A 20021-nucleotide genomic window follows, 5' to 3' on the forward strand; every position below is an offset into this window, starting at 1 on the left:
TCCTGGGGCTAGCCCCGGCCCGGGACCGAGGTGGGGACGGGCATGTGCAGGGCGAGCTGGCCGTTGGTGACGACGTCGAGCCGGAGCGTCCGGATCGGCTCGAGCGAGCGCAGGTCGTCGGCCATGCGCCCCTGCCCGACCTGGAGCGCGGCGCCGCGCGGGAGGCTCGTGCTGCCGGCCGCCAGCATGTTGGTCTGGCTCACGGTCGCGTGCCACGCGCCGTCGATCTGCGTGTAGGAGGTGAGGGTCGAGACGCGCTCACCGCTCGGGAACGGCCTCTGCGCCGGCGTGGGGGCCGAGAACGCCAGATCGGTCCCGCCGTCGTCGTTGGCCACGCGTGCCGTCGTGCGGTCGGCGCCGACGGTGACGTCCAGGTCGGTGACCCACTTGGGGAAGCCGTAGCCGTCGTGGCCGCGGACCTGGGCGATCTCGGTGCTGACCGGCAGGGACAGCACATAGGAGTCGAGGCGGTCGTTCTTCAGCCCCGCGACCAGGTCGACGAAGCCCAGGCGGCCGTGCCGGGCCGGGCGGACGGCGATGCCGACGGCGGCCTCGGTGTAGAAGTCGATGTCGCACACGTCGTAGCGGAAGAACATGACCGACACCAGGCCGAGGCCGGGCGCGGCTTCCAGGGGCGCGAGCTCTTTTGGCAGGCGGGACCGGATCGCGCGGGAGCGGGCGAGCATCGTGAGCCGCACGGTCGAGATGCGGTAGTAGAAGTTCGGGGTGAGCGTGCTGCCGATCGGCGAGTCGACCCTGGTCTTGGGCAGCCGCCGGAAGAAGTCCACGCCGCTGACCCGGGGGTCGCGGGCGACCTCGTCCAGGTCGGTGTCCATCCGGTACCGGTCGTACAGGCCGCCCTTGGGCACCGCGACCTTGCGGCCGCCCAGGTCGACCTCGACCGTCTCCTGCTGTGCCGACGTCATCGGTACCACTCCCTCACCTGGATGTTGACACTGCATACATCAAGCTATCCGGCGATGTATGCAGTGTCAACAAGGCGCCGGGCCGGGACCGTCAGCCGCCGTGCAGCGCCGTCCGCAGGGCGTCGACGGCGAGCTTGCGGGCGACGTTGGCGGCGCGGGTGTCGCGCAGGCTGTCCAGGAGCAGGAAGTCATGGACCATGCCGGCCACCCGGACCGAGGTGACGTCCACGCCGGCCTCGCGCAGCTTGTTGGCGTACTGCTCGCCCTCGTCGCGCAGCACGTCGGCCTCGTCGGTGATGACCAGGGTGGTGGGCAGCCCCCGGAGCTGGTCCAGGGAGGCCTGGAGCGGGGAGGCGTACACCTCGGCGCGCTGGGCGGGGTCGGTGGTGTAGGCGTCCCAGAACCACTTCATGCCGTCGCGGGTGAGGTAGTAGCCCTCGGCGAACTGCAGGTAGGACGGGGTGTCGAAGTCGGCGTTGGTCACCGGGTAGAGCAGGACCTGAGCCTTGAGGTCGATCCCGCCGCGCTCCTTGTTCATCAGCGCGAACACCGCCGACATGCAGCCGCCGACCGACTCCCCGGTGACGGCGATGCGGGTGGTGTCCAGGCCGTGCTCCGCGCCGTGCCGCAGGACCCACTGCCCGACGGCGTAGTTCTGCTCGACCTGGGTGGGGTACCTGGCCTCCGGTGCCCGGTCGTAGACGGGGAAGACGCCCGCGGCGTCCGCGCCGACGGTCAGTTCGCGGAACAGGCGGTCGTGGGTCTTCTCGTCGCCGAAGACCCAGCCGGCGCCATGGATGTAGAAGACCACCGGCAGCGGCCCGCTCACCCCCTTGGGGCGGATGATGCGGGTGCGGACCGTGCCCCATTGGCCGGCGTCGACCTCGACCCACTCCTCGTCGACCTCCGGGCGGGGCACGCCCTCGCCGCTCTGCAGGTCGAGCAGGATCCCCCGGCCCTGCTCCGGCGGGACCTCGTAGATCCGGGGGTGCGGGTCGGTCTGCTCGGCCAACTCCTTCGCGGCGGGTTCGAGGTAAGGGGTGATCGGCGGCGGCAGATGGGTCATGTCCACTCCATGTCACGAGCGCGTACGGGCCTGGAACGTGACATAGGACTTACCCAGAGTGACGACCTCAGTCCCTTGCCAGGGTCGCGAAATCTCGCCGCTTCCCAGGCGTCACCTCGGGAGCCGGCGGCCGGCTCCGGAAGCCGGCGATGCTCGTGGCGGCGGCCAGGCAGGCGACCGGGATGACGGGCAGGACGTAGCGGTGATCGAAGTCCAGGACGGCGACCGGGGCCACCAGGAGGAACACCGCGGCGCCCAACGGCACGTCGCCGTCCCGGCGGCGTAGTCCTGCTGCTGCGATCAGCAGCAGAGCGGCGAGCATCGGGCCGCGCAGGTAGGCCACGTACTGGTAGTGGTGCAGGAAGGTGGCGTACGGCCGGCGGGAGTAGACGGCTCGTGCTCCCGGGTCGTAGGCGTGCACGGTCTGTTCGACCCCGGGTCGCTCGGACAGCGGCCAGTGGCCTGAGTCGAACCCGAAAGCCGGGCGGATGCGCTTGGGGTGCGCGATGGGAGTCCAGGCGAAGGCCAGGGAGGTGTCGCTGAGGACCGCCTGCAGATAGTCCAGTGGCTGGGCGGCGATCGCGCGCAGGGCGAACGAGCGCGCCTTGTCGTTGTTGGCGAATCCGCCTGGCATCCGGTTGATCGGGGAGCCCGCCGCCCACACGTACTCCGAGGCGGCGTCCTGTTGAGGGCCGTCGGGGCACAGGGGTCTTTCGCGGGACGGGGGGTTGATCTCGGCGCAGTCCGCGAAGGTCATGGTGCGTGCCCACAGGGCCACTCCGTCGCCGCCGGCCACGGCGATCCTGCCGTAGTGCTGGGAGTACCAGCCCGCGTACAACGCCAATGGCAGACCGGCCGCCGCGGCCATCGCGCCGGCCCGCCGCAGGCCCGTCCTGCACACGAGCAGGTACAGCACCATCAGGACGATCATCGGGATCGCTATCGTGCGGGTCAGCGCCGCCATGGCCAGGAGCGCCCCTGAGGCGGCCGCCCGTCCCGTCGACAACTCCGGTGACCACATCAGCACGCTGACCGCGGCGACGATCAGGAAGATGAACAGCGTGTCCGACAGCACGCCGTGCTCCAACTGCAGGAACGAGGCGTCCAGCAGTATCGGTGCCGCGGCCAGGGACGCGCCCCAGCCGGGCAGCCGGCGGCGGCGCAGCACGGCATAGATCAGCACGCCGCTCGCCAGCCCGAGCAGGTGCTGCACGGCGGCCACCGTCGCCAGGCTGTGGAACGGGCGCAGCAGCCACAGCAGCGCGGGGTAACCGCTGGGCTGGAAGCCCCACAAAGGCTTCATGTGCTCGGCCGTCGCGAGATAGGCGAAAGAGTCCCCGTAATACAGCCAGGGAACGGGGTATCCGGCCATCGTCACCACCCGCAACGCCGCTGCAATGGCCAGAACGACGGCGAAGATCCGGTTCCTGCCCTTGAATCGACGTACCGCTGCAATATGGGCGGTCGTTCGGTGCGTGATCGCCGCGAACCTGCTGCTACGCATTGGCTGCTCCCCCGGCCGGTACTTCCGGCGCTGGGGGTGAAGCCCACTCGATGGCCTGTGAACCGGGCGTGATCACTTTGGTCACACCCGCTTTACACCGCGTTTGGTAAAGCAGGGTGTTGAGCCGACGGCCGGCAAAAGGGGGAACGGTGCGGATTCTGATAGCCGAGGACGTGCGGGTGCTCGCCGACTCCATCGCCGGCGGGCTGCGCGCCGAGGCGCTGGCCGTGGACGTGGTCCATGACGGCGGCGCCGCGCTGGAGCGCCTGAGCGTCCACGACTACGACGTGCTCGTCCTGGACCGGGGCCTGCCGGTGGTCCACGGCGACCAGGTGTGCCGGACCCTCGCCGACTCCGGCGCCTCCGTCCGGATCCTGATGCTCACCGCGGCCGCGGATCTGCGTTCCAGGGTGGCCGGCCTGAACCTGGGCGCCGACGACTACCTGGGCAAGCCGTTCTCCTTCGCCGAACTCCTCGCCCGGGTGCACGCGCTGGGCCGCCGGTCACGGCCGGCGGCCCCGCCCCTGCTCGAGCGGGCGGGATTACGGCTGGATCCCGCGCACCGGGAGGTCTACCGCGACGACAGGCAGATCTCCCTGGCGCGCAAGGAATTCGCGCTGCTCGCCGAGTTGTTGCGCGCCGACGGCGCCGTCGTCTCCGCGGAGGACCTCCTGGAGAAGGTGTGGGACGAGCACACCGACCCGTTCACCACCATCGTGCGCGTGACGATGATGAAGTTACGCCGCAAACTCGGCGACCCTCCGGTGATCGAGACCGTCTCCGGGGTGGGGTACAGGATTCCATGAACGTCACGATCCGTCTTCGGTTCGCCCTCCTCTACGGCGGACTGTTCCTGGTCACCGGCCTGGCCCTGCTCGCTCTCAATTACGTCCTCTTCAGGAACTACCTGCGGCACAATTCCGCTCCGACCTGGTTCAAACCGTTGCTCGTGGGCTACAACTCCGAACCGTTCCGGCGGACCGTGGACCGGCGCGCAGCCGAATACCAGGCCGACGCGCTGGGCTCCCTGCTCACCCAGGGGACGACCGCGCTGGCGCTGGTGGTCATCGCCGCGTTCGGACTGGCCTGGCTGGTGGCCGGCCGGGCGCTGCGCCCCGTCCATCAGGTCACCGAGACCGCCCGGCGCGTCGCCCACAGCAGCGACCTGTCCGAGCGCATCGCGCACCACGGCCCGGCCGACGACATCAAGGAACTCGCCGACACCTTCGACGGCATGCTCGCCCGCCTGGCCCACGCCTTCGAAAGCCAGCGGCGTTTCGTCGCCAACGCCTCCCACGAACTGCGCACACCGCTGACCATCAACCGCACCCTGATCGATGTCGCGACCAGGCGCGCCGACGCCGGCGACGACATCAAGCAACTGGGAGCGGCCCTCCTGGAGAGCAACAGGGACCTCGAACAACTCATCGAGGGACTCCTCACGCTCGCCGACAGCGAGCACTCCGTCCTCGACAAAACCCCTCTCGATCTGGCCGATGTCACCGAGCACACCCTGAAGCAGAAATCCCCGGAAGCCGATGAGGCGCGCGTGGCCTTGCACCGCACGCTGCCTCCGGCCGTGGCCGCAGCGGATCCGGTACTGCTCGAGCGGCTTGTTCAGAACCTTGTCGAGAACGCCATCCGGCACAACCGGCCGGGCGGCGAGCTGTGGGTCACCACAGAGGCGACCGGTGACCATGTGCGATTCACGATCGCCAACACCGGGCCGGTCGTCGCCGCCCACGAGACCGCTTCCCTCTTCGAGCCGTTCCACCGGCTGGCCACCGACCGCTCCGGCCACGGCCTGGGCCTGTCCATCGTCCGCGCCATCGCCCACGCCCATGACGGCACCGTCCGGGCGGAGCCCAAGGACGGCGGTGGGCTCACCGTCACCGTCGGTCTCCCGGCCGCGGAGGCCGTCCTGGCTCCTGCTCACCGCCGCCGTTCATGAGCCGGCCGGCGAAGCCGGGGCCCGGGCTACGTCACCAGCGCCATTCGCGGCGGCCGTAGAGGTGCTCGGAGCGGACGTCGTTCTCGGCGCACCAGGTCTCGAAGCGCTCGATCTGCTTGAGCTGGTAGGAGTCCTCGTTGTAGCTGGTGGCCATGACGTGGCCCAGCCAGGGTTCCTCGCCCATCGCGTAGACGTAGGCCTCGTCCGCGCCGAGTTCGGTGACGATGGCGGCGGCCTGGGCGGCGTCCGAGCCGGAGAGCCGGCGGGACAGGTCCATCTTGCGCGGGATGGGCCTGGTCAGCAGGGCCTGGTAGAGCCAGGTCAGGGGCGCCCCGTCGCACTCCATGCCGAGGAAGGCGACGTCGGCCTTGCCGAGGTGGCCGCGGATATGGCGGTAGAGCACCGGGTCGACGCCGGACGAGTCGGCGCCGACGAAGATCCGGCGGCCCGCCAGCTCGATCCAGTAGGTCGATTTGGCGCGGATGTCGAGGTCGGCGTGCTCGCCGAGGAAGGGGGTCGCGGTCACGCGGCCGCCGGGGAAGGGGACCTCGTCGAAGGACTCGACCTCCACGACCGGGAATCCCGCGCCCGCGAGGAACAGCTTGAGGGACGGGTCGGCCAGCCCGCCGCCGGAGGAGCGGGGCACGACGACCGCGCCCACCCGGCCGCGCAGTTGGAGCAGGGTCTCCAGGACGACGTGGTCCTGGTGGCCGTGGGTGAGGAGCACCAGATCGATGTGGTCGGGCAGGTCGGCGAGCGTGTAGCGGTCCCCGGCCGTGGTGTCGGCGCTGATGAACGGGTCGGTGAGGATGGCCGCCTCGGGCGTCTGCAGCAGCAGGCAGGCGTGGCCGAGGTAGCGGATCCTCCCGCCGCCGTCGATGTGCCGGTCGGCGGCCTGGGACGGTTCGCCGGTGAGGAGCCCGGAGAGCTGCGCGGCCGCCGTGTCGTCGAGTTCCAGCGCCTCGCGGAGGGATGCGAGTGTCGTCGGGCGGAGGCGGGCGCCGAACAGGGCTTCCAGGCCCGGGTGCCGGAAGGGGAGCTTCAGGTCCAGGACGTCCGGTGAGGACAGGCGCGGGGTGCTGAGGACGAAGGGCCGCTCGGTGCCCGGCTCGATCGACAGCTGGACCGACTGGCGCGCCTCGGTGTGCACCGGGCTGCGGTACACCAGCGGCTCCAGGAAGCGCAGCGAGGCCTGGCCCTCGGTGTCGTAGGCGAGCTCGACGAGCCCGGCCAGCTCGGGCGGGAGCTTGGCGTAGAGCGGGGTCAGGTCGTAGCCCGTCGCGTTGTCGCGGAGCAGGTCCTGGGCCGCGGCGACGGCCTCGGCGAAGCGCAGCATCGGGGCGCGTTCCCGGCGGATCGCCTCCAGCAACGCCCGGACGTCGCCGGCGCGCGCCTCGTCGATGCCGATGAAGTACCCACCGCGCAGGGCCGGGTTCCGGCTGGCCGCGGTGTGCGTCGACGGTGATTCCAGATACGACTCCAGAAGCGGCACCTGCAGGAACGCGAGGTTCATCGCGGCCTGGACGGGCGCCACCGAGTGGAACCACGCGGAGAACCCGTCGACCAGCGGCTCGATGATGACGTTCGGCCGGAGGAAGAGCTCTTCAGTGTTCATGGCCGCCAGAATCGCGGCCCCCGCTACAAAAGCGCTTCCGACCGTATGTACCGCCTTTATAGCGAGAATATGGTGAGCCCACTTCCGTTTTCTCGTGATCTGCTTAGAGTCGGCTGCCGTGAACATTCAGCAGGCGGTTGCGGAGCAGGCCAGGAAGAACCCCGGCCGGGTCGCCTTGGTGGTACAGGATCTGCGTGTCACCTACGCGCAGCTGGAGCAGCGGTCCAACCGGATCGCGCACATGCTGCTCGAACACGGGGTCCGGCCCGGAGAGGCCGTCGGGGTCCTCATGGACCGGGGCGCCGATCTGGTCCCCGCGCTTCTCGGGACGCTCAAGAGCGGCGCGGCCTACGTGCCCCTCGATCCCGCGTACCCGCTCGACCGGCTGGCGTACCTGGCCGCGGACAGCGGCCTGCGCCACGTCGTCACGCTTCCCTCGCTCATCGGGCGGGTTCCGGACGGCGCCACGCCCGTGCCGGTCCAGGACGGCGGCCGGGCGGACGACCCCGCGGTGCCCGTCCCGCCGGACTCGCCGGCCTACGTCATCCACACCTCGGGGTCGACGGGCAAGCCGAAGGGCGTCGTCGTCGAGCACCGCAGCGCGCTGAACCTGCTGGAGTGGGTGGGCGAGGCCTGGGGCGAGGGCGTCGGCGGCTGGCTGGCGGCCACGTCGATCGGTTTCGACCCGTCGGTGATGGAGATCTTCGGCCCGCTGGTGCACGGCGGGACGGTCGTCCTGGCCGACGACCTGCTCGCGCTGCCCGCGCTGCCGGCGGCCGGCGAGGTGCGGGCGCTCGGCGGGCCCCCGTCGGTGCTCGCCGCGCTGCTGCGGTCGGGGCCGCTGCCGCCGTCGCTGCGGCTGGTCTACTCCGGCGGCGAGGCGCTGCCCGGCGACCTGGTCGCGCGGTTCCTCGCGGCGGCGCCCGGCATCCGCTTCTTCAACTGCTACGGGCCGACCGAGTGCACCACGCAGTGCCTGGTGCACGAGGTGTCCGCCGGTGAGAACCCGGTGCCGATCGGGCTGCCGATCGCCGGCGCGGTCGTCAGCGTCCGGGACGCCTCGGGGCGCGAGGTCGCCCCCGGCGAGACGGGCGAGCTCGTGGTGGCCGGGCCGGTCGTGGCCCGCGGCTACCTCGGCTCGGACCCCGGTGGCTTCACCGGGAGCCGCACCTACCGGACGGGTGACCTGGTGCGGTTCGAGGGCGGCGTCTACTGGTTCGCGGGACGCTCCGACGCCCAGGTGAAGGTCCGCGGGCACCGGGTGGAGCCGGGCGAGATCGAGCACGCGCTGGCCGGGCACCCCGCGGTGACGGAGGCGGCCGTGGTGGCCGTGCCGGACGCCGACGGCACCCACCGGCTGATCGGCTACGCCGCGGCCACCGCGTCCGAGCGGGAACTGCTCGACCATCTGGCCGGCCGGCTGCCCGCGCCGCTCGTCCCCGACCGGATCGTGCTCCTGCCGTCGCTTCCGCTCGGCCCCGGCGGCAAGCTCGACCGGGACGCCCTGCCCTCCCCCGCCGCACCGGCCGGCCGCGCGCCCGCCACCCCGGCCGAGCAGCGGGTCGCCGCGATCGTCGCCGATGTCCTCGGCCTCCCCGAGGTGGGCGCGGACGACTCCTTCGCCTCCCTGGGCGGCCACTCCCTGGCCGCGGCCCGCGTCGTCGCCCGGGTCGCGTCCGACCTCGGCGTCCAGGTGCCGCTGCACGAGTTCCTGGCCGCGCCGACGGTGGCCGCCTTGGCGGAACTGGTCTCCGCCGCGCCCCCGGCCGTCGCCCGGCCCCGGCCGCGCAGCGGGACCCACCCCCTGACCGAGGTCCAGCGCGGCCTCTGGGCGATGCGCCAGATCGATCCCGCCACCCCGGCCACCACGATCGGCCTGCGCTTCCGGCTGACCGGCCTGGTGGACGCCGCCGCCCTCCGGTCGGCTCTCAACGGCATCGTCGAACGCCACGAGTCGCTCCGGAGCCGGGTGGAGCTCCTGGACGGGGAGCCGGTCGTCCGCGTCGCCCCGCCCGCCCCGGTGCCCGTCACCGAACACGACCTGCGGTCACTCGACCCGGCCCGGCGGGAAGAGGAGCTGTCGCGGCTGACCGCGGCCCTGAAGCCATTCGATCTGACTGTAGAAACCCCGCTCCTACGAGCAATATGTGCATGGATCGGCCCGGATGCCGCCGAAGTACTGCTGGTCACCGACCACATCGCCTTCGACGGCTGGTCGGAGCGCATCCTGCGCGAGGAGCTGGCGGCGGAGCTCGCCGGGCGCACGCCCGCCGCGCCCGCCCTGCAGTTCGGCGACCTGGCCCACGACGAGGCCGAGGACCCCTACTGGCGCGAGGAGCTCGCCGGGGCCGTGGTGCCCTACGACCTGCTCGGCGATCCGGCCTCCGTCCCGGGGCCGCGCGGGCGGCGGATCTCCAGGCGCGTCGACCCCGCGCTGCTGGACGGCGTCCGGGACCTGGCCGCGCGGCTCGGGCTCACCCCGGCGGCGGTGCAGCTCGCGGCGCTGGCCACGGTCGTCGGCGGCCTGTCGGGGCGCGCCGAGACGACCATCGGGCTGACCGCGACGGTCCGCGACCGTCCGGGGCTGGACCGCGTCATCGGCCCGCTGCTCGACGTCCTCCCCATCCGGGCCGACTTCGCCGACGACCCCGGCCTCGCCGTCCTCGCCGCGCGGGTGGGCGAGCGGATCACCCGCGCGTTCGGGCACCGGGACGGGCTGGCGGCCGCGGTCGCCGCCGCGGTCCCGCGCGCCCACGGCGCCAATCCCCTGCCGGTGGTGCTGGCGTTCCAGCCCGACGAGGAGCCTGTCACGCGGATCGGGGACGTCCGGGTCGAGCTGGTGGGCGAGCTGGACCTGGGCGGCGCCGTCACCGAGCTCACCCTTCTGATGAACACCGGGGCCGCGGGCCCGGAACTGGTCGCCGAGTACGCGACCGACCGGTACACCGAGGCGGAGGCGGCGCTCGTCGCCGACGCCTTCCTGGACGCCCTCGCCCAGACGGTCGCGGGTCCGGAGCGCGCGGTCTCCTCGCTCGCCCTGGTCTCCCCCGCCGAGGAGGACCGGCTGCGCGCCCTCGGCACCGGCTCCCCGCTGACCGGCACCGAGACGGTCATCGAGGCGATCCTGCGCGCCGACCCGGCGCGCCCGGCCGTCGCCTCGGCGAGCGGCGCGCTCACCTACGGCGAGCTGTCCGACATCTCGGCCAGGGTGGCGTCCGCGCTGGTGGCGGCCGGTATCCGGCCCGGCGAGCCGATCGGCGTGAGCCTTCCGCGCGACCACCGGATGCCCGCGATCCTGCTCGGCGTCCTGCGCGCCGGCGCGGCCTACGTCGCCATGGACGCCGACCTGCCCGCCCGCAGGCTCGCCCTGATCGCCGAGGACTGCGGCATCCGCCACGCGGTCGTGCTCGGCGAGCACGCGCTCCCCGACCTGGTCCTGCACGACGCCGAGGCCCTGATGGCGGCGCCCGCCGGGCCGCTGCCCGCGCCCGACCTCGGGCGGCCGGCCTACCTCATCTTCACCTCGGGCTCGACCGGGCGCCCCAAGGGCATCCAGATCTCGCACCGCGCGATCGCGTCCTTCGCCGAGGCGGTCCACGCCGATCCGGGGATGACCGGCGACGACGTGATCGTCGCGATGGCGCCGCTGGTGTTCGACATGTCCTCCTTCGAGTTCTGGGCGGCGCTGTCGATCGGCGCCCGCGTGTTCGTCGCCGACTCCGCCACCGCGCGGGACGGCCGGGCGCTGGCCGCCCTCCTGGACAGCGCGGAGGCGACCCTGATCATGGCGACGCCGAGCCGGCTCCGGCTGCTGGTCGCCGACGGCTGGGCGGGGCGGCCCGAGCTGCGCGTCCTGATCGGCGGCGAGATCCTGGACGAGGCGCTCGCCAAGGAACTGACGGCGCGCACGGCGGGCGCGTGGAACGTCTACGGCCCGTCGGAGGTGACCGTGGTCTCGACGGTCCACCCGGTGGCCGCTCCGCCGCACGGCCCCCAGATCGCGATCGGCCATCCGATCCCCGGCGAGCGGATGGCCGTCGTCGACCCGCTCGGGCGGCTGCTGCCGCTGGGCGTCCCGGGTGAGCTCTGGCTGGGCGGGCCCGGCGTGGCGGACGGTTACCGCGGCCGTCCCGAGCTGACCGCGGCGGCCTTCGTCCCGGCCGGGGACGGCACCATGCTGTACCGGTCGGGCGACCGGGTCCGCTGGCGGCCCGACGGCTCGGGCGGCCACGTCCTGGTCTTCCTGGGCCGCCGCGACAACCAGGTCAAACTCCGCGGATACCGGATCGAGCTGGACGAGATCGACGCCGTGCTGCGCGAACACCTCTCCGTCATCGACGTGGCGACGGTCCCCAGCCCCGGCGCCGACGCCGTCCTGCGGGCGCACGTCGTGGCCCCCGCCCGTATCCCCGACGAGGACCTGTTCCCCGCTCTGGAGGCCCACGCCCGGGACCGCCTTCCGGCCTACATGGTCCCCCGGACCTGGATCAGGCACGCCGAGCTGCCCCGCACCATCAGCGGCAAGCTGGACCGCCGCGCCCTGGACCCCGTGGCCGAGGAACCCGATGGCGCCGAGGAGCAGGACTCCGGCGGCGGGACGCTGGTGGAGCTGGTCGCGGAGATCTGGGAGGCCGCGCTGAAGACGCGCGGGCTCGGGCCCGAGGACGAGTTCTTCATGCTCGGCGGGACGTCGCTGCTGGCCACGCGGGTGACCGTGCGGCTGCGGGAGGCGCTGGGGTTCGACCTGCCGGTGTGGACGCTGTTCGACCACCCGGAACTGGGCGACTACGCCGCCGAGGTGGAACGGCTCGTCCTGGAAGGGCTCGCGGAAGAGGAGGCCGGCGCGTGACCGAGGTCTCGCAGGACCGCGTGCGGGAACTGCTCGGCCGCCGGATCGCCGCCGCGCGCCAGGCGCCGGCCGGGATCCCGCGCGGCGCGGGCGACGGGCGGCTCTCGCCGGTGCAGCGCCGGATGTGGCTGGCGGGCGCCGCGGAGCCCGACAGCCCCGCGTACAACGTCCCGGTGGTCCTGCGGCTGCGCGGCGCCCTCGACGTGCCCGCGCTGGAGGCGGCCCTCGCGGACCTGGCGGCGCGGCACGAGGTGCTGCACTCACGGATCGTCGAAGACGACGGTGAGCCGCGAGCCGTCCCGGGCGGCGCGCCGAGCGTCTCCCGCGAACGGATCGAGGCCGCCGAGCTGGACGCACGGCTGACCGCTCTCGTGGAACGGCCGTTCCGGCCGGCCGAGGAGATCCCGTTCCGCCCCACGCTGCTGGAGCTCGGCGCCGAGGACCATGTGCTGGCGCTCATCGTCCACCACCTGGCGGTCGACGCCGGCTCGCTGCCGCTCCTGGTGGCCGAGCTGGGCGCGCTCTACCGCTACCGGACCGGCGACGGCCCCGCGCTGGGCCCGCCGCCGCTCCAGTACGGCGACGCCGCCGCCTGGCTCAACGCCCGCGCCGCGTCCCCGGCGGCCGAGCGGGCGCTGGACTGGTGGAGCGAGCGGCTCGCCGGGCTCGACCCGGCTCCGGTGCTGGCGCCGGTGCCGCGCACGGGCTGGTCCGGCGCGGAACTCGACCTCGAACTGGACGCGGCGACGGTCGCGGCGGTCCGGGAGCTGGCCCGGGGCGGCTCGGTCTTCATGGTGCTGCTGGCCGCCCTACAGGTCCTGCTCGCCCGGATCGGCGATCCCGACGTGGCGGTGGGCGTCCCGGAGGCGGGCCGCCGGCATCCCGACCTCGAAGGGGTGATGGGGTGCTTCGTGGAGACCCTCGTCGTCCGGGACACCGTCGACGCCGGCGCCACCGGCCGCGAGCTGGTCCGGCGGGCCCGCACCGCGGCCCTGGACGCGGTGAGCCACGCCGAGGTCCCCTTCGACCGGGTGGCCGAGCGCGTGGCCCCGGGACGGCCCCTGTTCGGCACGCTCCTCAACGTCGTCGCGCCGCCGCCCGCCCCGGCGGGGTTCCCCGGCCTGGCCGCGGAGTTCGTCGAGGTCCCGATGACCGCGGTGAAGGCCGCACTGACCTGGACGTTCGTCGAGGACGGCCCGGACCTGCGCGGCCGCCTCGCCTACCGGACCGACCTCTACGACGACGCGACCGCACGCCGTCTGGCGGGCTGGTTCACCGCCCTGCTGACCGGCCTGGCCGCCGATCCGGACCACGCCGCCGGGGACCTCCCCCTGGAGCCCGGGGCGGACCACGTGCTCAGCGCTCCGGCAGCCGACCGGGACCCGCGCGCCGTTCACGAGCGCTTCCTCGATCAGGCCCGGCTGGTTCCCGACGCGTGCGCCGTTGTCGCGGCCGATGGTGCTCTCACCTATGCCGAGCTGGCCGATCGCGCCCGGAGCCTGGCCGGCAGGCTGCGTACGCTCGGCGTCAGCCGGGGCGACCATGTGGGCGTTCTCATGGAACGCTCCCGGGATCTCCCGGTGGCGCTGCTCGGCATCCTCATGGCGGGCGCCGCCTACGTGCCCGTGGACGAGACCGCTCCCTCTGGACGGGTGGCGCAGCTGCTCGCGGACAGCAGGTTCGCCGTCGCCTCACCCGCTCTGGCCGACCGTCTGCCGTCCGGGGTTTCTGTCGTTTCAGTGGACGATGTTCCGACGGAAACCGCGCAGGACGCGCCGCTTTCGCCCGATCCGGCGGACCCTGCGTACGCGATCTTCACCTCGGGCTCCACCGGCAGGCCCAAGAAGGTCGTCGTCGGCCACGGCAATCTCACCGCGTACCTGGACGCCGTCGCGCCCCGGGCCGGCCGCTCCTCCTCCTACGCCCTGGTCTCCACGATCGCCGCCGACCTCGGCCTGCTGAACGTCTTCGGCGCCCTCACCACGGGCGCGACGCTCCACCTGCTGGACCTGGCCGCGTCGACCGACCCGGCGCTGTTCGCCGAGCGCGTCCGCGGTGTGGAGACCTTCAAGTGCGTCCCCAGCCAGCTGGAGGGCCTGGCCGCCCACGCGCCGCTCGCCTCGCTGCTGCCGGAGCGGCTGCTCGTCCTGGCGGGCGAGGCCGTCCCGTGGTCGCTGGTGGACCGCGTCGCGCAGGTGCGTCCCGGTCTGGAGGTGCAGGTCCATTACGGCCCGACGGAGACCACCGTCTCGGTCCTCGGCTGCGTCGCGGACACGGCCGCGCGGGAGACCGCGAACGTCCCGCTGGGAACGCCGTTCCCGGGGGTGAGCTGCTTCGTCGCCGACGCCGCGGGCCGTCCGGTGCCCCATGGCGTGCCCGGTGAGCTGTGGATCGGCGGGCCGCAGGTGGCACGGGGCGGGCTGCACCGGTCGGGTGACCGGGCGCGGGTCCGTCCCGACGGGATGGTGGAGTTTCTCGGGCGGATCGACGACCGGGTGAAGGTGCGCGGCCACCGGGTCGATCCGGGCGAGGTCGCCGCCGCCTGCCGGGCGGTGCCCGGGGTCGCCGAGGCGGTCGTCCTCGGTGTTCCCGAGGGTCTCGCCGCCTGGCTGGTCGCTCCTCCCGGCCTGGACGAGGCGGCCGTGCGGCGGGCGCTGCGGCGCAGCCTGCCGGACGCCATGGTCCCCTCCTCGTTCACGTTCCTTGAGGCCCTGCCGCTGACCGTCAACGGAAAGGTCGACCGGGCCCGGCTGCCGGCTCCGGTCCGGGCCGTCCGGGAGGCCGGGGCCCCGTCCTCGGCCGCCGGGCTGCTCGTGGCCGAGGTCTGGAGCCAGGTGCTCGGCGTCTCCGGCGCCGGGCCCGAGGACGACTTCTTCGCCCTCGGCGGCGACTCCTTCTCGGCGGTCCGCGCGGCGGCACGGCTCGCCGAGCGCCTCGGCTCGGCGGTGCCGCCACGGCTGCTGTTCGACCACCCGGTCCTTGCCGATCTGGCCGGCGCGCTGGAATCCCTGTCCGGGGACGCCGAGGAGCCGATCCCCCGGCGCGCCGGGACCAGGCCCTGGCCGCTGACACCGCTGCAGCGCCGCCTGTGGCTGGCCGGCGAGCTGGATCCGGAGAGCTCGGCGTACAACGTGCCGGTCGTGCTGCGGCTGCGCGGCGACCTGGACGTCCCGGCGCTGCGCGCGGCGGTGAACGGGCTGGCGCGCCGCCACGAGATGCTCCGCACCCGGGTCGTCCTCCTGGACGGCGAGCCGCACGGGATCACCGACGACCCCGCCGAGGTCCCGCTCGCGGTGGAAGAGACGGCGAATCTCCAGGAGCGCCTGGCGGAGCTGACCGCGCGTCCCTTCGCGCTGGCCGAGGAGCCGCCGTTCCGCGCCACGCTGCTCGCCCTCGGCCCGGACGAGCACGTCCTGGCCCTGGTCCTGCACCACATCGCCAGCGATGCCCGTTCCCGGGCCGTCCTCCTGCGGGATCTGGCGGCGCTCTACTCCGGCCGCGCCCTCAGCCCGCTCGACGTCGGCTTCCCCGACATCGCCGCGTGGCAGCACGGCCGTCCCGCCTCCTCCTGGTGGACCGGGAAGCTGGCGGACCTCCCACCCGAACTCGATCTCCCGTGCGACCGCGCACGGGAGGGCGGGTCCGCCGCGGGCTTCCTCCGGCTGGAGCTCGGGGATGAGCTGACGGCAGGGGTGCGGAACCTGGCCGCCGAATCCGGGGCGACCGTCTTCATGGTGCTGCTGACGGCGTTGCAGGTGACGCTCGCCCGCGTCTCCGGGAGCGAGGACGTGGCGGTGGCCGTCCCCGAGGCGGGGCGGCGGCATCGCGACGCCGAGAACGTCCTCGGCTGCCTGCTGGACACGCTCGTCATCCGGACCCGGCTCGGCGACGACCCCACCGGCCGTGCGCTGCTGTCCCGGATCCGGGGCGAGGTGCTCGACGCGTTCGCGCATGCCGCCGAGCCGTTCGAGCCGCCGCCCTTGCAGGTCCTGCTGAACCTCTACCAGGCCCCCGGCGCCGTCACCGGGTTCACCGGCCTCGCGGCCGAGTCCCTGGAGACGCTGCCCGCGACCGCGCGGTTCGATCTGAGCTGGACGGTCCAGGACGAGGGATCCGGGCTGCGCGGCGGGCTCACCTACCGGAGCGACCTGTTCGACGAGGGCACGGCCCGCCGGATCGCGGGGTTCTTCACCTCCGTCCTCGCCCAGCTCGCCGCCACGCCGGACGGCCCGCTGGAAGCGCTCGACCTGGAGCCCGGCGCCGACCCGATCATCGCCGGGCCGCCCGCGTCCGCCTCGGACGAGCCGATCGGCCTCCACGAGCGGATCGGGCGCCAGGCCGCCCTCGCCCCGGCGGCCACCGCGGTCGTCGCCTACGACGGCGCGTACTCCTACCGCGAGCTCGACGGCCTCGCCGGCGCGCTGGCCGCGCGCCTGTCGGCCGCCGGGGCGGGCCCGGGCGACCGGGTCGCGGTGCTCCTGCCGCGCTCGCGCGACCTGCCGGTCGCCCTGCTCGGCGTCCTCAAGGCGCGGGCCGCGTTCGTCCCGCTGGACGACGCCGCCCCCGCCGACCGCATCGCCGGCATGTGCGCGACGGCCGGCGTCCGCGTCGCCGTCACGACCGCCGACCTCGCCGACCGCCTGCCCCAGCATGTGACGGCCGTCGTGCCCGCTGATTCCGCCGAGGCGGACGGGACGTCCGGAAGCGTCACCGGCGCCGACCTCGCGTATGTGATCTTCACGTCCGGGTCGACGGGCGCGCCCAAGGGCGTCGCCGTCGAGCACGGCAGCGTCGCCGCCTATCTCGACGGGGTGCTGCCGAGGGTCGGGCCGCACCGCTCCTGGGCGCTGGTCTCCACGATCGCCGCCGACCTCGGGATGCTGAACGTCTTCGGGGCGCTGACGACCGGCGGGACGCTGCACCTGTTCGACCGTGACACCGCCGCCGACCCGGAGGCGTTCGCCGCGCGGATGCAGGGCGTGGACTTCCTCAAGTGCGTGCCGAGCCATCTGGAGCTGCTGGCCTCGCACGGGGACCTGGCCTCGGTGCTGCCCGGACGGCTGCTGGTGCTGGCGGGCGAGGCGGTGCCCTGGTCGCTCGTCGACCGGATCGCCGAGGCGCGGCCGGACCTGGAGGTCCAGGTCCACTACGGGCCGACGGAGACGACGGTGGCGGTGCTGACCTGCACGGCGCGCGACGAGGCGCGGGGCGGGGCGAACGTCCCGCTCGGCCGCCCGCTGCCCGGCGTCCGGTGCCTGGTGGCCGACGCCCAGGGACGCCCGCAGCCGCACGGCCTGCCCGGCGAACTGTGGATCGGCGGCCCCCAGGTCGCCCGCGGCTACCTCCAGGGCGCCGATTTCGGGGAGTTCTACCGGTCGGGCGACCGGGTGCGCGTCCGCTCCGACGGGGCGGTCGAGTTCCTGGGGCGGATCGACGACCAGGTGAAGATCAGGGGCTACCGCGTCGAGCCCGGCGAGGTCGCGGCCGTCTGCCGGACCCTGGCCGGCGTCACCGCGGCGGCCGTCCTGGCCGTGGGGACGGGGACGGCGCGCCGCCTCGCCGCCTGGCTCGTGGCTGACGGGCTGGACGAGGCCGCGGCGCGCGGCGCCCTGCGCTCACTGCTGCCCGACTACATGGTCCCCTCGACGATCACGTTCCTGCCGGAGCTGCCGCTCAACCCCAACGGAAAGGTGGATCGCGGGCGTCTGCCCATGGACGCCCCCGAAGCCGCCTTCACCGAACCGGAATCGGAGGCGGAGCAGCGGATCGCCCGGATCTGGGCCGGTCTGCTGGGCGTCGAGCGCGTGGGAGCCGACGACGACTTCTTCGCCCTCGGCGGCGACTCGTTCCTGGCGGTCAAGGCCGTCCAGGAGATCGACCCCGGGCTGCGGGTCATCGACCTGGTCACCCATCCGACCGTCCGGGAACTGGCCGCCAAGCTCGGCACGACCGGCGAAGGCGGGCTCCTGCACCGCCTGAGCGGCCCGCGCCAGGGCACCCCGACGGCCACGATCGTCTGTGTCCCTTACGGCGGCGGGTCGGCCGCCGTCTACCGGCCGCTGGCGGAGGCGCTGCCCGACGGGACAGAGGTCCTCGCACTGGAGCTGCCGGGCCACGACCCGGCCCGCCCGGACGAGCCGATGCGCCCCCTGGAAGACGTCGTCGAACAGTGCGTGGCGGAACTGGCCGCGCGGACGACGGGCCCGATCGCGGTCTACGGCCACTGCGTGGGCTCCGCCCTGGCGACCGCCCTCGCCCTGCGCCTGGAGGGGACCGGCGTCGAGGTGACGGGCGTCCACCTCGGCGGCAGCTTCCCCACCGCCCGCCTGCCCGGACGCCTGTCGGCGTGGTTCAACCGCCGGCTCCCGGCCGACCGGTGGCTGTCCGACCGCGCCTACCGCGACGCGCTCCGCTCCATGGGCGGCCTGCCCGAGGACCTCGACGGCCCCGCCGTGGAGACCGCGGTCCGCGCCATCCGGCACGACGCCCGGCAGGCCCAGGACTGGTTCACCCGCCGCCTCGGCGACCCGCAACGGCTGCGCGCCCCGATCCAGGTCATCGTCGGCGAGAGCGATGGCGCGACCGACCTCTACCAGGAGCGCTACCGCGAATGGGAGGCGTTCTCCCCCCGCGTCTCCCTCTCCGTCGTCCCCTTGGCGGGGCACTACTTCCTGCGCCACCAGCCCGAGACCCTCGCCTCCTTCCTCACCGACCCGCCGTCCGCGCAGGCCGCGCCGACCGGGACGCCGCCCCTGGCGAAGCCGGGGCTGCGCGGGTTCCACATCGTCGCGGCGGGACAGCTGGCCTCCATGGTCGGCAGCTCGCTCAGCTCCTTCGCCCTGGGCGTCTGGACGTATCAGCGCAGCGGCCGGGTGCTGGACTTCGCCCTCGTGACGATGCTGGCGCTCCTGCCGGCGGTGCTCGCCGGGCCGCTCGGCGGCGCGATCGCCGACCGCCACGACCGGCGCACGGTGATGCTCGCCTGCGACGCGGTGAGCGGCCTCGCCATGGCGGCCACGGCGGTCCTGCTGTGGCGGGGCGGCCTGACGTTCGCGGCGGTCTGCTGCGTCGTGACCCTTCTGTCGGTCGTGTCGGCCTTCCACCGGCCCGCCTATCTGGCGGCCATCGCGCAGCTCGTCCCGAAGCCCTACCTCCCGCAGGCGAACGCGCTGGCCCAGGCCGGCCTCGGCCTCGGCACTCTGGTGGCGCCGCTCGCCGGCGGCGCCCTCATCGGCCTGGCCGGCCTCCCGACGGTCATCGCGGTCGACGTGGCCACCTTCACCGTCGCCCTGCTGACCTTGACGGCGGTCCGCTTCCCCGACCGGATGTTCCGCAGGAGGGAGGAGACGTTCCGCTCGTCGCTCGCCGGCGGCTGGCGGTTCATCACCAGGCGCCCGCCGCTGCTGGTGATGGCGGTCTACTTCATGGGCGTCAACTACTTCACCGCGCTCACCCTCGCGGTCGTGTCCCCGATGGTGCTGGCGCAGGACGGCGCCGTCGAGCTCGGCGTGGTCACGGCGGCGGGCGGGCTCGGCGCGGTGCTCGGCAGCGTGCTGATGGTCCGCTGGGGCGGGACGCGGCGGCTCGCCGACGGCATGGTCGGCTTCGTGGCCGTCGCGGGCGTGGCGACGGTGGTCACCGGGTTCGCCGGCGTGCTCTCGCTCGTCCCGCTGGTCGCCTTCGGCCTGGCGCTGCGCTGGGGCTCCACCAGCGTCATCAACGCCCACTGGCTGGCGATCATCCAGCTCAAGGTGCGCTCGGAGCTGCAGGGCCGGGTGCTGGCGACCAACCAGATGCTGGCCACGGCCATGACCCCGCTCGGCTACCTCAGCACGGCCCCGCTCGCGGCGGGCGCCGGCGCCCTCACCGGCGCGGGGCGCGGCGCGTCGCTCGGCTGGCTGCTGGCCGCGATGGGCGTCCTGCTGACGGCCTGGGGCCTCCTCGGCCTCCGGCTGCGGCGGCTGCGCCACCTGGAGGACCTGCTGCCGGACGCGCTGCCCGCGCCGGAGTCCACCCGCGACCTGGACGAGCTGCAGGAAGAGGCCGACCGGTCGCTGACCGCCGACCACCGGTGACGGCCCGGCGTTACGCGCACAGCGGAAGCGAGCGC

General features: G+C 73.8%; 8 protein-coding genes. 4 read left to right on the forward strand and 4 right to left on the reverse strand.

The genetic code is table 11. From position 1 onward, the window contains the following. Nucleotides 1-8: 8 nt before the first annotated feature. The 3 genes from ACRB68_RS00780 to ACRB68_RS00790 form a co-directional block, all read right to left on the reverse strand. A complete protein-coding gene (locus ACRB68_RS00780) occupies nucleotides 9-926 on the reverse strand; it encodes an acetoacetate decarboxylase family protein (protein WP_153530409.1) in 918 nt (305 codons plus the stop codon). A gap of 91 nt (nucleotides 927-1017) precedes the next feature. After that, on the reverse strand, nucleotides 1018-1992 hold the full coding sequence (locus ACRB68_RS00785; protein ID WP_153530410.1) for an alpha/beta hydrolase: 975 nt from the start codon (nucleotides 1990-1992) through the stop codon (nucleotides 1018-1020). A gap of 67 nt (nucleotides 1993-2059) precedes the next feature. Next, nucleotides 2060-3496: a hypothetical protein gene (locus ACRB68_RS00790; protein ID WP_194293168.1), complete on the reverse strand. Its 1437-nt coding sequence runs from the start codon at nucleotides 3494-3496 to the stop codon at nucleotides 2060-2062. Between the two features lie 149 nt (nucleotides 3497-3645). On the opposite strand from ACRB68_RS00790, the gene ACRB68_RS00795 reads away from it, so the two are divergent. Together ACRB68_RS00795 and ACRB68_RS00800 are read left to right on the forward strand one after the other, a co-directional pair. Next, complete coding sequence (locus ACRB68_RS00795; RefSeq protein WP_328593565.1) at nucleotides 3646-4302, forward strand: response regulator transcription factor; 657 nt, start codon at nucleotides 3646-3648, stop codon at nucleotides 4300-4302. Further along, entirely contained in the window at nucleotides 4299-5447 is a 1149-nt protein-coding gene (locus tag ACRB68_RS00800) for a sensor histidine kinase (protein WP_153530412.1), read from the forward strand. Before ACRB68_RS00795 ends, ACRB68_RS00800 begins: the two co-directional genes overlap by 4 nt. A gap of 31 nt (nucleotides 5448-5478) precedes the next feature. Here ACRB68_RS00800 and ACRB68_RS00805 read toward each other — a convergent pair whose 3' ends face one another. Continuing rightward, nucleotides 5479-7062 (reverse strand): MBL fold metallo-hydrolase, encoded by a 1584-nt coding sequence (locus ACRB68_RS00805; RefSeq protein WP_153530413.1) that lies wholly within the window; start codon nucleotides 7060-7062, stop codon nucleotides 5479-5481. Nucleotides 7063-7180: 118 nt separating this feature from the next. On the opposite strand from ACRB68_RS00805, the gene ACRB68_RS00810 reads away from it, so the two are divergent. Together ACRB68_RS00810 and ACRB68_RS00815 are read left to right on the forward strand one after the other, a co-directional pair. Next, nucleotides 7181-11911 carry a non-ribosomal peptide synthetase gene (locus ACRB68_RS00810; protein ID WP_153530414.1) on the forward strand — a complete coding sequence of 1577 codons (4731 nt, stop codon included), beginning with the start codon at nucleotides 7181-7183 and terminating at the stop codon, nucleotides 11909-11911. Then, entirely contained in the window at nucleotides 11908-19986 is an 8079-nt protein-coding gene (locus tag ACRB68_RS00815; protein WP_328593566.1) for a non-ribosomal peptide synthetase/MFS transporter, read from the forward strand. The genes ACRB68_RS00810 and ACRB68_RS00815 overlap by 4 nt, the downstream gene beginning before the upstream one ends. Nucleotides 19987-20021 lie beyond the last annotated feature (35 nt).

Source organism: Actinomadura macrotermitis (assembly GCF_009604375.1).
Lineage (GTDB): Bacteria > Actinomycetota > Actinomycetes > Streptosporangiales > Streptosporangiaceae > Spirillospora > Spirillospora macrotermitis.

Coding starts and splice junctions, on each gene's coding strand:
- ACRB68_RS00780 (WP_153530409.1), bottom strand. CDS start 926: ATGACGTCGGCACAGCAGGAGACGGTCGAGGTCGACCTGGGCGGCCGC.
- ACRB68_RS00785 (WP_153530410.1), bottom strand. CDS start 1,992: ATGACCCATCTGCCGCCGCCGATCACCCCTTACCTCGAACCCGCCGCG.
- ACRB68_RS00790 (WP_194293168.1), bottom strand. CDS start 3,496: ATGCGTAGCAGCAGGTTCGCGGCGATCACGCACCGAACGACCGCCCAT.
- ACRB68_RS00800 (WP_153530412.1), top strand. CDS start 4,299: ATGAACGTCACGATCCGTCTTCGGTTCGCCCTCCTCTACGGCGGACTG.
- ACRB68_RS00805 (WP_153530413.1), bottom strand. CDS start 7,062: ATGAACACTGAAGAGCTCTTCCTCCGGCCGAACGTCATCATCGAGCCG.